The sequence below is a fragment of the Massilia sp. NBRC 108631 genome, from assembly GCF_059704565.1.
On the sequence record NZ_BAAKJE010000049.1, the window covers coordinates 20742 to 33756 of the forward strand.

At 66.9% G+C, this 13015-nt stretch carries 12 protein-coding genes; 7 read left to right on the forward strand and 5 right to left on the reverse strand.

Annotated elements, in window-relative coordinates; all coding sequences use genetic code 11:
- Window positions 1-26 precede the first annotated feature (26 nt).
- Together AC6H42_RS05640 and AC6H42_RS05645 are read right to left on the reverse strand one after the other, a co-directional pair.
- Window positions 27-1175 (reverse strand): DUF4214 domain-containing protein, encoded by a 1149-nt coding sequence (locus AC6H42_RS05640; RefSeq protein WP_057157522.1) that lies wholly within the window; start codon window positions 1173-1175, stop codon window positions 27-29.
- Window positions 1176-1231: 56 nt separating this feature from the next.
- The gene (locus AC6H42_RS05645; RefSeq protein ID WP_057157523.1) at window positions 1232-2113 is read right to left on the reverse strand and encodes a hypothetical protein; all 882 of its coding nucleotides are present in this window, start codon (window positions 2111-2113) and stop codon (window positions 1232-1234) included.
- A 234-nt stretch (window positions 2114-2347) separates the two neighbouring features.
- Here AC6H42_RS05645 and flhB point away from each other — a divergent pair, with 234 nt between their 5' ends.
- From flhB to motD, 7 genes are all read left to right on the forward strand, one after another.
- Window positions 2348-3565, forward strand: a complete 1218-nt coding sequence (gene flhB / locus AC6H42_RS05650) for a flagellar biosynthesis protein FlhB (protein WP_082552107.1) — start codon at window positions 2348-2350, stop codon at window positions 3563-3565.
- Entirely contained in the window at window positions 3562-5703 is a 2142-nt protein-coding gene (gene flhA / locus AC6H42_RS05655) for a flagellar biosynthesis protein FlhA (RefSeq protein ID WP_057157524.1), read from the forward strand. Before flhB ends, flhA begins: the two co-directional genes overlap by 4 nt.
- 201 nt (window positions 5704-5904) lie before the next feature.
- Window positions 5905-7362, forward strand: coding sequence for a flagellar biosynthesis GTPase FlhF (gene flhF / locus AC6H42_RS05660; RefSeq protein ID WP_057157525.1), 1458 nt, complete (start codon window positions 5905-5907; stop codon window positions 7360-7362).
- Entirely contained in the window at window positions 7355-8179 is an 825-nt protein-coding gene (locus tag AC6H42_RS05665) for a MinD/ParA family ATP-binding protein (RefSeq protein ID WP_057157526.1), read from the forward strand. Before flhF ends, AC6H42_RS05665 begins: the two co-directional genes overlap by 8 nt.
- 17 nt (window positions 8180-8196) lie before the next feature.
- Window positions 8197-8928 (forward strand): RNA polymerase sigma factor FliA, encoded by a 732-nt coding sequence (locus AC6H42_RS05670; protein ID WP_056393936.1) that lies wholly within the window; start codon window positions 8197-8199, stop codon window positions 8926-8928.
- Window positions 8910-9659, forward strand: coding sequence for a flagellar motor protein (locus tag AC6H42_RS05675; RefSeq protein WP_057157527.1), 750 nt, complete (start codon window positions 8910-8912; stop codon window positions 9657-9659). Before AC6H42_RS05670 ends, AC6H42_RS05675 begins: the two co-directional genes overlap by 19 nt.
- Window position 9660: 1 nt before the next feature.
- On the forward strand, window positions 9661-10443 hold the full coding sequence (gene motD, locus AC6H42_RS05680; protein WP_057157528.1) for a flagellar motor protein MotD: 783 nt from the start codon (window positions 9661-9663) through the stop codon (window positions 10441-10443).
- Window positions 10444-10479: 36 nt separating this feature from the next.
- Here motD and AC6H42_RS05685 read toward each other — a convergent pair whose 3' ends face one another.
- From AC6H42_RS05685 to flgM, 3 genes are all read right to left on the reverse strand, one after another.
- Window positions 10480-12138 (reverse strand): hypothetical protein, encoded by a 1659-nt coding sequence (locus AC6H42_RS05685; RefSeq protein ID WP_057157529.1) that lies wholly within the window; start codon window positions 12136-12138, stop codon window positions 10480-10482.
- Between the two features lie 62 nt (window positions 12139-12200).
- Entirely contained in the window at window positions 12201-12665 is a 465-nt protein-coding gene (locus AC6H42_RS05690; protein WP_057157530.1) for a flagella synthesis protein FlgN, read from the reverse strand.
- Between the two features lie 7 nt (window positions 12666-12672).
- Window positions 12673-12978: a flagellar biosynthesis anti-sigma factor FlgM gene (gene flgM, locus AC6H42_RS05695; protein WP_057157531.1), complete on the reverse strand. Its 306-nt coding sequence runs from the start codon at window positions 12976-12978 to the stop codon at window positions 12673-12675.
- Window positions 12979-13015 lie beyond the last annotated feature (37 nt).

Here is a 13015-nt window from a genome sequence, read left to right on the forward strand (position 1 = left end):
GGTGCCCGCCGAAAAATGACACCGGCCTAGATGATGCCGGACACGATAGTGACGTTGCCGATCACCTGCGCTTCGGTGTGGATGATGCCGGCAACGTTGTTGATCGCGACTTGCGTGAAGTCCGCCACCACGTCGCCCCTGGTCGTGCCATGCGCCAGGGCGTCGGTCCAGAACGCCACGCCTTCAGCCTTGCCGGCGCGGCCGAACAGGTTCTGGTACAGGCTCTGCACGAATTGCTGGTCGGTCTGGTTGGCGTGCGTGGCTGCGAACTCGGGCGAATTGACGAAGTCGTGCGCCACCCGCCTGATCGTCGAGGTGCCGGCCTTGATGGCGTCGAGCCAGAAATCGAAGCCGGAAGCGTCGGCGTCGCGCCCGAACACGGCCTGGTACATCAGGCCGGCCTGGCCTTCCACCAGGTTCTTGGCAAACACCAGCGATTCACTGTTGTCCAGCTGGACGAACTGGATGCCGGAGATGTTGGTGGTCTTGCCGGTGGTGGCGTTGGTCAGCACCGCGTGGCCCTTGGTCGCGCCGCTGCCGTCGGTGCCCTGGATCGTGTAGTTGCTGGAGTTGCCGGCCAGCTTTACCACCGCGTAGTCGCCGTTGCCGCCGATGATGGTGCTGTTGCCGAGCGTGGCCTGGACCGTGTCGACGCCGTGGCCGGTGATGACGGTGCTGTCGCCGCTGCCCAGCACGGTCAGCGTGTTCTTCTTGTCGACCACGGTAATCTTGTCATTGCCGGCCGAACCCACCACCACCCGGGCCGCCTGCGGATCGACGTTGGCCAGCGCGGTGAGCAGCGCCTCGGGGACATTCGGAGGCGGACCGCCCATGAACGTGACGGCCGGCGGCTGGCCGCCGCTGACCACGGTGTCGTTCGGATTGCCGACCACCAGGTTGGCGCTGCCGGTGCCGCCCAGGATGATGGTGCTGGCCTCGCCGGTGATGCTCAGGTTGGTGCCGGTGCCGGTGACGTTCACGAAGCCCAGTTCGGTGCCCGCGGAGAAGGTGACCGTGCCGTTGGCGGCGATGGTGGGAGCGTTGTCGATCTTGATCGCCGGGTCGCCCGCGCTGCTGGTCAGCGCCAGGATGCGCGCGATGGTGTCGTCGGTGAACACCGCCGTGCTGGTGCCTTGCAATGCGCTGGTGACGGTACTGGTATCTGAGTCGTACATCTTTCATTCTCCTTGAAGTTGCGAGCACGAAGTACGGAAACCGCAAATTGCCTGGGCTACTTGCCGGCTTGCTTGCCCGAGCCGGTAGCGCCGGCTTTGAAAACCTTGGTGCGGGCCGACTTCGCCCATGGATTCGGTGCCTGCGCCTCGGCCTGCGTTGCGGGCAGGGCCGCCAGCTTGATGGCCGTCAGGTGCTCCATGCCGCTCGGTCCGCTCAACGGCAGGCCCGACACCACCGGCACCATGAAACCGCCGGAGAAATGCGCCACGCCGTGCAGCGCGAAGCGGTGCGCCTGCTCGCCCACCAGCGTGAAGGTGACCTCGGTGATGCGGCGCGCGTTGCCGCGCGTGCCGCAGAACTGGCCGGTGGTGACGGTGGGCAGCGCACCGCTGCCTTCCAGCGATACGCTGTAGGCCAGGTCGACACCCTGCGGACGGTCGGGCCACATCAACTGGAAGCCCTCGAGGCGCAGGTTGGCGTCCGGCTTGCCCAGGTATTGGCCTTCGGCGGCAACCGCGTCGCCGTTGCGTTCCATATGGCCGATCAGCGACAGGCCCTGCGGACTGATTTCGATGGGACGGCCGGGCTGCGGCGCGGCGGGCGCGGCGGCGGCGGCCGGCGCAAGCGCCGCCTCGGCGCCCGCCTGGTCCAGGCTCACGCGGTCTATCCGCAGCGCCGGCTTGGCGTCGCCCGCATGGGCCAGGAAAGCGCTCACCAGCAGCTCGACCGGCGCGTCCAGCACGTGCATGACGATGCAGTCGCTGCCGTCGCGCAGCACGGCGCCCTGGGTGCCGGGCGTCCACAGGGCTTCGATCCGTCCGCTGTGCGAGGCGTCGGCGGGCGCGCGCGAAATGCTCAGCGGCGGCAGCTTGCCCTTGGGATGGCGCAGGATGTAAATGCCTGGTTTGAGCGTGACGACGGAATTGGAAATTTCCATGGCAGACGTATTTTCTGCCCTATTTCCAGGGCGGGATGGAGCGATAAGGGCGCTCGGGTGTTTGCAATATAGCATGCGAATATTGGCGTTTTCAACAACGGCAATCGAATCTTTCTCATTGCAAAAAGCAAGTTGTGGCGCGGAAGTAGCAGGCCAATTCCCTGCTGTTCTACCGATGGAAACAAAGTTGCCGCTGGCATACTGCGTACAGTTGAATGAAGCGCAGGGGCGGCCATGGCGGAAGAAAGCGAAAGCGAAAAGACAGAACCGGCGTCACAGAAGCGCCTCGAGCAGGCGCGTGAAGAAGGCGACGTTCCCCGATCGCGTGAAGTGGCCACCTTCGTGGTGCTGATGACGGCCGGCGCCATGCTGTGGATGTTCGGTTCCAGCCTGGTGCGCGACCTGTCTTCGGCCATGGTGTCCGGCCTGGCGCTGGACAAGGAGCAGATCTTCAATGCCGACGTGCTGCTGACCCGTGTCGGCGTGGACGTCGGCCGCGTGCTGCTGGCTTGCCTGCCGCTGGGCGTGGCGGTGATGGTGGTGGCGCTGGTGTCGCCGCTGCTGGTGGGCGGCTGGCTGTTCAGCGGCAAGGCCGTCACGCCCAACCTGATGAAACTCAACCCCATGCGCGGCCTGGGCAATATGGTATCGACCAACGCGCTGGTGGAGCTGGTCAAGGCCATCGTTAAGACCATCGTGGTCGGTTTCGTCGCCTACCTGGTGGTCATGAAGCAGAAAGACGCCGTGATCGGCCTGGCCATGGAGCCGTTCAAGCTCGGCAGCGCCCACATGCTGGACATGCTGGGCATGAGCTTTTTGTTCATCGTCGGCTCGCTGGGCCTGATCGCCGCCATCGACGCGCCGTACCAGATGTGGCACTACGCCAACAAGCTGAAAATGACGCGCCAGGAAATGATCCAGGAGTCCAAGGAGTCGGACGGCAATCCGCAGATCAAGGGCAAGATCCGCCAGCTGCAGCGCGAGATGGCCAAGCGCCGCATGATGGCCGACGTGCCGACCGCCGACGTGGTGGTGACCAACCCGACCCACTACGCGGTGGCGCTGAAGTACACCGAAGGGTCGGGCGCGCCGAAAGTGGTGGCCATGGGCACCGACGAAGTGGCGGCCAAGATCCGCGAGCTGGCGCGCGAGCACAAGGTGGCGATCCTGGAAGCGCCGGCGCTGGCGCGTGCGCTGTACAAGCACAGCGACATCGGCGACGAGATTCCGCAGCGCCTGTACGCGGCCGTGGCCGAAGTGCTGGCCTATGTGTTCCAGCTGCGCGCCTTCAAGCCGGGCGGCCGCTATCCGGACCGTCCGACCAGGCTCGACGTGCCGAACGATATGGACCCCAACCATCCGGCCTACGAGGCGGCCAAGCTGGCCAGGCAGCAAGCCTTGCAGAACAAAACCGATAAGAACCGCGACAACAGCAACGGAGCAGCATCATGAACAGCATCAGAATGCCAGAATGGATGAACCGCACTGTCGGCGGCATGAGCGGCGCCGGCAGCAAGAGCCTGGCCGCGCCTATCCTGATCATCATGCTGCTGGCGATGATGATCCTGCCGCTGCCGGCCTTCGCGCTGGACCTGTTCTTCAGCTTCAATATCGCGCTGTCCATCATCGTGCTGCTGACCGCGCTGTACACCGTCAAACCGCTCGACTTCATGGCCTTCCCGACCGTGCTGCTGGTGTCGACCATGCTGCGCCTGGCGCTGAACGTGGCCTCCACCCGGGTGGTGCTGACCGAGGGCCACACCGGCGCCGGCGCGGCCGGCAAGGTGATCGAAGCGTTCGGCCACTTCCTGATCGGCGGTAACTACACGGTCGGTATCGTGGTGTTCATCATCCTGACCATCATTAACTTCACCGTGGTCACCAAGGGCGCGGGCCGCATCGCCGAGGTGGGCGCGCGCTTCGCCCTGGACGCGATGCCGGGCAAGCAGATGGCGATCGACGCCGACCTGAACGCCGGCCTGATCGGCGAAGCCGAAGCGCGCAAGCGCCGCAGCGAAGTGTCGATGGAAGCCGAGTTCTACGGCGCCATGGACGGCGCCTCGAAATACGTGCGCGGCGACGCCATCGCCGGCATCCTGGTAACGGTGATTAACATCGTCGGCGGCCTGCTGGTGGGCCTGATCCAGCACGACCTGGCCTTCGGCGAAGCGCTCAAGGTCTACACCCTGCTGGCCATCGGCGACGGCCTGGTGGCGCAGATCCCGTCGCTGGTGATCTCGATCGCCGCCGGTATCGTGGTGTCGCGCGTGGCCAGCGAGCAGGACATCGGCACCCAGGTGATCGGCCAGCTGTTCGCCAAGCCGCAAGTGCTGTACGTGACCGCCGGCATCATCGGCGGCATGGGCCTGATTCCCGGCATGCCCAACCTGGTGTTCCTGCTGCTGGCTGGCGTGCTGGGCGGCGCCGGCTACCTGATGGACAAGCGCGCCAAGGCGCGCGCCGGCGGCGCGGACGGGGCCGCGCCCGGCACCCCGGCCGCGGAAGCGGCGGCGGCCGCCAGCGCCGCGGCTGGCGCGCCGGAGCAGGAAGAAGCGTCCTGGCAGGACATCCTGCCGGTCGATACACTGGGCCTGGAAGTGGGCTACCGCCTGATTCCGCTGGTCGACAAGACCCAGGGCGGCGAGCTGCTCAAGCGCATCAAGGGCATCCGCAAGAAGTTCGCGCAGGAAGTGGGCTTCCTGGCGCCGCCGGTGCACATCCGCGACAACCTGGAGCTGAAGCCGTCGGCCTACCGCATCGCGCTCAAGGGCGTGGAAGTGGGCGCCGGCGAAGCGTTCAACGGCCAGTTCCTGGCCATCAATCCCGGCATGGCCAGCGGCACCTTGCCCGGCCTGGTGACGGAAGACCCGGCCTTCGGCCTGCCGGCCATCTGGATCGACGCCGGCTTGCGCGACCAGGCGCAAACCATGGGCTACACCGTGGTGGACGCCGGCACCGTGGTGGCCACCCATCTGAACCATTTGATCACCACCCACGCCTCCGAACTGCTGGGCCGCGCCGAAGTGCAGGCGCTGCTGGACCACCTGGGCAAGGAATCGCCCAAGCTGGTGGAAGACCTGGTGCCGAAGATGCTGTCGCTGTCGACCCTGCAGAAAGTGCTGCAGAACCTGCTGGCCGAAGGCGTGCACATCCGCGACATGCGCTCCATCATCGAGACCCTGGCCGAGCACACCGTGCACACCCAGGACCCGAACGAGCTGACCGCGCTGGTGCGCATTTCGCTGGGCCGCGCCATCGTGCAGCAGCTGTTCCCGTCCGGCGGCGAGCTGTCGGTCATGACCCTGGACAACCGCCTGGAACGCCTGCTGATGCAGGCGCTGGCCGCCAGCGGTCCGGAAGGCGCCGGCATCGAGCCCGGCCTGGCCGACACCATCGCCCAGCAGGCCCAGGCCGCCGCCGCGCAGCAGGAAGCGCTGGGGCTGACGCCGGTGCTGCTGGTGCCCGGTCCGCTGCGCACCCTGCTGTCGCGCTTCCTGCGCCGCGCCCTGCCGCAGCTCAAGGTGCTGTCGCACGCCGAAATCCCGGAAACCAAAACCATCCGCGTCACCGCCCTGGTCGGCGCACAGTAATTCCCCCGAGCAAAATCGAGCCTGACCCCTCTTTCCGCGCAGGAAAATGGGGCCAGGCTCGATTTTGCCATTCTGGAATAAGGGGCGGTTTTCCTCCCTGTTCCCCCGATCGTTTCTCTGATGCATCGTCAATAATGGCAGCATGAGAGTGAGCCGCGTCCGACTTGAAGTCGCGGCACTTGCGTAACAGGGGAACTGGTCATGAACGTCAAAAAATTTACTGCACCTACGTCGCGTGAAGCATTGCGCAAAGTACGCGAGGCCCTGGGGCCCGATGCGGTGATCTTGTCGAATCGCCCAACCGATGGCGAAGTGGAAATTCTCGCCCTCGCCAACGACGATGCCGCCTCGCTGGCGCAGCCTTCCCCGGACTCGCCGATGGCGCAGCCCAACCCTTACCTGGACCTGCCGGAAGCGCCGTCCTACCTTGCGCCGCTGGCTCCGGTGGCCGCCGCCAAGCCGATGTCGCCGATGGAGGCGCTCGACGCCGCAGCGATGCGCGCCGCCACCCAGCGCGGCGCGGCCGGGGCCGCGGCCCCGCGCGCCGCAGCCCCGGCGCCGCGTCCCGCGGCCGAAGCGCAGGTGCGCCAGGCCGTGCGCGCGCCCGCTGCGGCGCCGTCGCTGGACCTGGACCGCATCAGCGCCATGGTGGCCGACGCCGTCAACAGCGCCAAGGCCAACGCGGCTGCCGAAATGAGCGGCATGATGAATGAAATCCGCGCCATGCGCGGCATGATGGAAACCCAGCTGGCGGAGATCTCCTGGGGCTCGACCCAGCAGCGCGAGCCGCAGAAGGCCGCCGTGCTGCGCGAACTGCTGGCGGCCGGCTTTTCGGCCAGCCTGGCGCGCTACCTGATCGACAAGCTGCCGGCCGGCCGCGACGCCGCCGACAGCATGCGCTGGATTAAGACCGTGCTGACCCGCAACCTGTCGGCCATCGCCAACGAGGACGCGCTGATCGAGCAGGGCGGCGTGTTCGCGCTGGTCGGCCCCACCGGCGTCGGCAAGACCACCAGCACCGCCAAGCTGGCCGCGCGCTGCGTGATGCGCCACGGCCCGGACAAGCTGGCCCTGATCACCACCGACGCCTACCGGATCGGCGCCCACGAGCAGCTGCGCATCTACGGCAAGATCCTGGGCGTGATGGTGCACTCGGTCAAGGACGAGGCCGACCTGCGCATCGCCCTGAAGGAATTGCGGAACAAGCACACGGTGCTGATCGACACGGTCGGCGTGAGCCAGCGCGACCACATGGTGGCCGAGCAGGTGGCCATGCTGCAAGGCACCGACGCCAACGTCAAGCGCCTGCTGTGCCTGAACGCCACCTCGACCCAGGAAACCCTGAACGAAGTGGTGCGCGCCTACCAGGGCAGCGGCCTGGCCGGCTGCATCATGACCAAGCTGGACGAGGCCGCCTCCATCGGCAACCTGCTGGACGTGGTGATCCGCCAGAAACTGAATATGTTCTACGTCTCGAGCGGCCAGCGGGTGCCGGAAGACCTGCACCTGGCCGACCCGGCCGCGCTGATCGAGCGCGCCTTCCGCCTCAAGCAGGGCGCCGCCGCCGGCCAGTACGCCGACAGCGACCTGCCGCTGGTGATGGCCGCCGCCGGCTACGCCGCCAACGACATCGGCCTGCGCGAGGTGCGCCTTGGCTAACTTCGATTTCGACCAGGCCGAAGGCCTGCGCCGCATGCTGGCTGGCCCGCAGCCGCGCATCGTCACCTTCCTTTCCGCCACCCCGCAGGACGACAAGGGCGCCATGCTGGTCAACCTGGGCGCCTCGCTGGCGCGCGCCGGCAACGACGTGCTGCTGGTGGACGCCTGCGCCAGCGCGCACGGCGTCGCTTCCCGCCTGGGCGTGGACGACGGCGCCAGCCTGCTGGACGTGGCGCGCCAGGAATGCGGCCTGAACCAGGTGATCCACCAGGTGCCGCAGGGCTTCGGTGTGGTATCGATGACACGCGGCGTGGCCCGCTCCGGTCCGGACGAGACGCGCCGCCTGGCCAAGGCCTTCGACGTGCTGGCCAAGCAGACCGGCCTGGTGATCGTGGACGGCGAGTTCGACGGCGAGGCGTTCCCGGTGCCGGTGATGGCCAGTTCCGACATCGTGGTGCAGGTGTCGAACAGCGCCACCTCGATCAAGAACGCCTACAGCATGATCAAGCGGCTGAACCACGAACTGGGCCGCCGGCCCTTCGGCATCGTGGTCACGGGCGCATCGGAGGCCGAAGCCAAGGTGGTTTACGATAATATGGCGCAAGCGGCAAGCCGATACCTGGCCGTCACCCTGGTTTCCATGGGTTCGGTGCCGGCCGATGAGTACTTGCAGCGCGCGGCGCGCCTGGGGCGCGCGGTGGTCGATGCCTTTCCTCTGGCCGGTGCATCGGTCGCGTTCCGGCAACTGGCAGGCCGTCTGGCGCTGGCCGGTGCGCCTCAATTCCGTACGGGGAGTAGCAACCATTTTAGCGTCTGAGAAAAACTAGAAACGATATGTACACGGCCAAAGGGAAAGCGGACAAGAACTCGCTGCTGACGGAGCACATGCCGCTGGTAAAGCGGCTGGCCCACCATATGAAGGCCAAATTGCCACCCAGCGTGGAAGTGGATGACCTGGTCCAGGCCGGCATGATCGGCTTGCTCGATGCTATCAACCGCTACGAAGAAACCCACGGCGCCCAGTTTGAAACCTATGCCGTGATGCGCATCCGCGGCGCCATGCTCGACGAGCTGCGCAACAGCGACTGGATGCCGCGCAGCATGCGCCAGGACATGCGCAAGATCGAAACCGCGATGGCCACCCTGCAGCAGCGCCTGGGCCGTCCGCCGAGCGAATCGGAAGTGGCCAAGTCGCTCAAGCTGTCGCTGGCCGACTACCAGGAAATGCTGTCCGAGGGCGGCGGCCACCAGCTGATCTATTACGAAGACTTCCGCGACGACGACGGCGGCGAGAGCTTCCTCGACCGCTTCCACAGCGACGAGGACGCCGACCCGCTGCGCGCGCTGCTCGACACCGACTTCCGCCAGGCCGTGATCGACGCCATCGACGCCTTGCCGCCGCGCGAGAAGATGCTGATGGGCTTGTACTACGAGGAAGAATTGAACTTGAAGGAAATTGGCGCCGTCATGGGCGTGTCCGAATCACGCGTATCGCAGCTGCATACGCAAGCGGTAGCGCGGCTGCGCGCCTCGTTACGGGAGCAGGCATGGACTGGGCCAGCATAGCAGGATTGATATTGGGCGTGGCCGGGGTGCTGGTCGGCCAGGGCCTGGAGGGGGGCAAGCTGAGCTCGCTGCTCCAGCCGGCCGCGTTCGCCATCGTGGTGGTCGGCACCCTGGGCGCGGTGCTGCTGCAGACCAAGCCGGCCACCTTTGTGCGCGGCTTGCGCATGGCCAAGTGGATCGTGGCGCCGCCGCCGGACACGCGCATCTCGCTGGCGCGCGAAATCGGCGCCTGGAACGCCACCGCCAAGCGCGACGGCATGCTGGCGCTGGAGCGCCACATGCTGGTGTCGAAAGACAAGTTCAACGTCAAGGGCCTGCGCCTGATTGTCGACGGCATCAACCCGGACAAGCTGCGCAACCTGCTCGACACCGAAATCACGGCCTACGAGACCGCCGAGCGCCAGGCGGTGCGGATCTGGGAATCGGCGGCCGGCTATTCGCCCACCATCGGCATCCTGGGCGCCGTGCTGGGCCTGATCCAGGTGATGGAAAACCTGGCCGATCCGGCCAAGCTGGGCTCGGGTATCGCCATCGCTTTCGTGTCCACCATCTACGGCGTGGGCATGGCCAACCTGTTCTTCTATCCGATCGCCAACAAGCTGAAGAACATCGTCACGCAGCACGTGCACCAGCAGGAAATCGCCGCCGCCGTGTTCTACGACATCGCCACGGGCGACCACAGCCGCGTGATCGACGAGCGCATCGCCACCTTGCTGCGCGAGTACCACTGACATGGAACGCCGCGCGCGCAGGAAATTCGACGACGAGGCCGAGAACCACGAGCGCTGGCTGATCTCCTACGCCGACTTCATCACCCTGCTGTTCGCCTTTTTCGTGGTGATGTATTCGATCGCCGCCGTCAACACCGGCAAGTACAAGATCTTCTCGGACGCGCTGGGCGACGCCTTCGGCGGCCAGGGCGCGGCCAAGCCCATCAACACCCAGGTGCAGAACCTGCCGATTCCCAATCCCGCGCTGCGCCGGCGCACCGAGCTGCTGCGCAAGGAAAAGGAGCAGATGACCAGGCTGGCGCAGGACCTGCTGTCCACGCTGGCGCCGCTGGTCAAGGAAGGCAAGGTGCGGGTGACGCAGAACAGCCGCGGCGTGAGCGTGGAGATCAACGCCAGCGTGCTGTTCGATCCCGGTGCGGCGGTGCTGACCAGCGAATCGCGCGAAGCGCTGCAGGCGGTGGCGGTGCTGCTGAAGGAGGACCCGCACGCGGTGCAGGTGGAAGGCCACACCGACAACCAGCCCATCCGCAACAACAATTTCCCGTCCAACTGGGAGCTGTCGGCCTCGCGCGCCGGCGCCGTGGTGCGCCTGTTCATCGACGCCGGCGTGGCGCCGTCGCGGCTGACGGCGGTGGGCCATGCCGACAACCACCCGGTGGCGCCGAACGACCAGCCGGACGGACGCGCCCGCAACCGCCGCGTGGCGGTCACCATCCTGTCCGGCATTCCCGACCCGTCCACGGAAGTGCCGACCGCGCCGCCGGCCCCGGCGCCGCCGCCGTAGCGCTGGCGCGCACCGCGCAAGCGGCCAGCGGTGCGGCTACGCCGGCGCGGCGCGCTGCCAAGCCTCCCTGCGGCTGTTTTTGCGTCGCCGCCAGTGCCAGCCGGCGCCCACGCCCGCCACGCCCAGCAGCAAACCGCCCACCGGGGCAGGGACGGGCAGGGCGCTTTCTTCTGCCAGCGCCGGCCCCTCGCGCAGCTCGGGCGGGAAGGGGCGCGGCGGCACCGGCACGATCTGCCACTGCGACTCGTCCTGCGGCGCGCGCGCAAGGTACTCGTCTATGGAAAACACCGGCGCCGAGCCGAACGCGCGGCTGGACGGCACCTGCGGGATGCGCACCAGCACCAGCGCTTCCACGTCCTCCTGCAGCTGGCGCTCGTACGGGCTCAGCGCGCGTTCCTGCGGGCCGCCGCCGAGCAGCTTGAGCAAATCCTGGCCCAGCGCGGCGAATGCCACCGCCGGGTAGAGCCGGGTCTGTTCCTCGGTGAAATAGTCGTAGGCCTTGTGGCCGCTGGCCAGGCTCATGTCCTTGGCGGCCTTGTAGCCGTAAGCGCCGAGCGCCTTCAGGCGGCTGGTCGGGCCCTGCTCGGGCAGCTGCCAGCCCAGGCCCTTGAACACGTCCACGCTGATGCCGGCGCAGTTGGCGGCGGCGTGGCGGTAGCGGAAGTCGTGCCTGTAGAAGCGGCGGAAGGTGTCCTGCATGCTGCCCTGGAAGGCTTGCGCGGTGCGCGCGTCGCGCAGCACCGCCACCAGCATGGTCGACGGCCGGTAGTATTGCTGGCCGCTGTTCAGGTCCATCAGGTAGTTATCCATCGGCACCATGGACGCGATCACGCCTTTCTCGCTGTAGCTGTCCAGGTTGTAGAAATTGTTTACCATCCAGTCGGCCCATTCGCCGTTGCGGCCCATGCGGCCGGTCGCGACAGCGAAGTGGCCGCCGTAGGCTTCGTCGTCGTCGCCCTGGGCGCCGTTCAGCACGACGGCCAGCACCGGCTTGCCGCGCCAGTCGCGCTGGGCGCCGGGCTGGCGTTCCCAGATCAGCCGCGTGGCGTAAGCGCTGCGCGCACCGCCGTTTTCGTGGCGCACGAAGCCGGCCAGGCTGTCGCCGGCACTGAGCGGTTGGCGGCGCATGGACGCCGCGTCGATGACGAAGTCGCGCGGCCAGATGGTGCGCGCTTCGAAGGTCGGCTTGCCTGCCACGTCGCGCAGCGTGCCGCGCACGCGCACGTCGCGCTGGCGGAAGAAGTCGAGGCTGCCGGCATTGAAATAGGAGCGGTTGGAAGCGATCCTGGGCGCCAGTTGCATGGCCAGCGGCGCCGCGCCGGGCGCCTGCAGAGTACGGCCGGACGGCGCCAGCGTGGCCTGCCGGATCAACTGAGGCGCGCCCAGCCAAACGAGGTCCGGCAGGGCGGGCGAAGCGTCCGGGGCCGGAACGGGGCTGGTGGTGGCCGGGCCGGCCGGCCGGCGCGGCACGGCCAGGCCTTCCCCCTGGAAATACCACAGCGCCTGTTTGGGCGCGCAGCCGCCGCAGCCGCCGTCGTCGTAGCGGAACTGGCTGCCGTCGTACAGCCCCAGGCGCTCGCCGTCGAGCGCGGCAGTGACGGACGGCGCGGCGGCCTGGGATGTGGGCGTGGCCGCTAGCGCTGCGGCAAAGTTCAGCGTCAGGACGCTGGCGGCAAGGCAGGTATGTGTGTGCATGGTTGCATTATGCAATAGTTTGCATTAAATGCAACGTTGTTCCAAATGAAGATTGACGCCTGTCAACCTGCCAGGAAGCCGCGGCGCGGGTTGGCCGTCGTGGGTTGGCCGCTGGGGCCGTAGAAATTGCCTTGCGCCTGGGGCCGCAGCGCTTGCAGCGCGCCTTGGGTGTGGCTCAGGTGTTTGCTGATGAGGGTGCCGTTCAGGCGGTTCAGTTCTTTGGCTTCGCGCGTCAGGTCCAGTACCTGGGCCCACAGCGGGGCCGCTTCCGGGTCGCCGCTGGCGGCCAGCCACGCTTCCATGCCGGCTTCTTCCGCCTTGTAGCCTGCCGCGCCGAGCGCGTTGTGGCGTTGGCTGGCCAGCACGGCCATATCGTTGACCAGGGAAGACTTCCGTGGCGTCAGTTCCGTCAGGCCATCGATGTCCGCCGCCACCAGCTGCTGCTGTTCCTGCTTCAACACTTCCAGCAGGGCAGTGATGACGCGCTGTTCTTCGCGCAGACTGGACATGGGGGAGACGGAGGACATGGTTTACCTATCTTTTACGTGAGTGCAGCAGATCCTTGACTGTTTCCAGCAAGCCGTCCGCCACTTTTTCGGAATTGACTTGGAATTGCCCATCGGCAATCGCAAGCTTGATGCGTTCTACTTTTTTCGTGTCGAACACGGCGCTGCTGCCGCTGGCGCTGCTGGCGGCCATGGCCTGGCCCTGTGCCGACAGTTTCACGCTGTCGGTGCTGATCGGGGCGCTACTGGCCTTGTCGGCGCCGCGCGCGGTGGTGCTGGTGGCAGGCGAGGCCGGCAGGCCAGGCGTGCTCTTGACTGAGTCGTTAATTTTCACAGCAATATCCTCATCTGTTTGGGGCATAAAAACCCCG

What these genes read in the sequence shown, in the direction of transcription:
- AC6H42_RS05640 (WP_057157522.1), bottom strand. Translation starts at nt 1,175, where the DNA reads ATGTACGACTCAGATACCAGTACCGTCACCAGCGCATTGCAAGGCACC.
- AC6H42_RS05670 (WP_056393936.1), top strand. Translation starts at nt 8,197, where the DNA reads ATGTACACGGCCAAAGGGAAAGCGGACAAGAACTCGCTGCTGACGGAG.
- motD (WP_057157528.1), top strand. Translation starts at nt 9,661, where the DNA reads ATGGAACGCCGCGCGCGCAGGAAATTCGACGACGAGGCCGAGAACCAC.
- flhA (WP_057157524.1), top strand. Translation starts at nt 3,562, where the DNA reads ATGAACAGCATCAGAATGCCAGAATGGATGAACCGCACTGTCGGCGGC.
- AC6H42_RS05685 (WP_057157529.1), bottom strand. Translation starts at nt 12,138, where the DNA reads ATGCACACACATACCTGCCTTGCCGCCAGCGTCCTGACGCTGAACTTT.
- AC6H42_RS05675 (WP_057157527.1), top strand. Translation starts at nt 8,910, where the DNA reads ATGGACTGGGCCAGCATAGCAGGATTGATATTGGGCGTGGCCGGGGTG.
- flhF (WP_057157525.1), top strand. Translation starts at nt 5,905, where the DNA reads ATGAACGTCAAAAAATTTACTGCACCTACGTCGCGTGAAGCATTGCGC.
- AC6H42_RS05645 (WP_057157523.1), bottom strand. Translation starts at nt 2,113, where the DNA reads ATGGAAATTTCCAATTCCGTCGTCACGCTCAAACCAGGCATTTACATC.
- flhB (WP_082552107.1), top strand. Translation starts at nt 2,348, where the DNA reads ATGGCGGAAGAAAGCGAAAGCGAAAAGACAGAACCGGCGTCACAGAAG.
- AC6H42_RS05690 (WP_057157530.1), bottom strand. Translation starts at nt 12,665, where the DNA reads ATGTCCTCCGTCTCCCCCATGTCCAGTCTGCGCGAAGAACAGCGCGTC.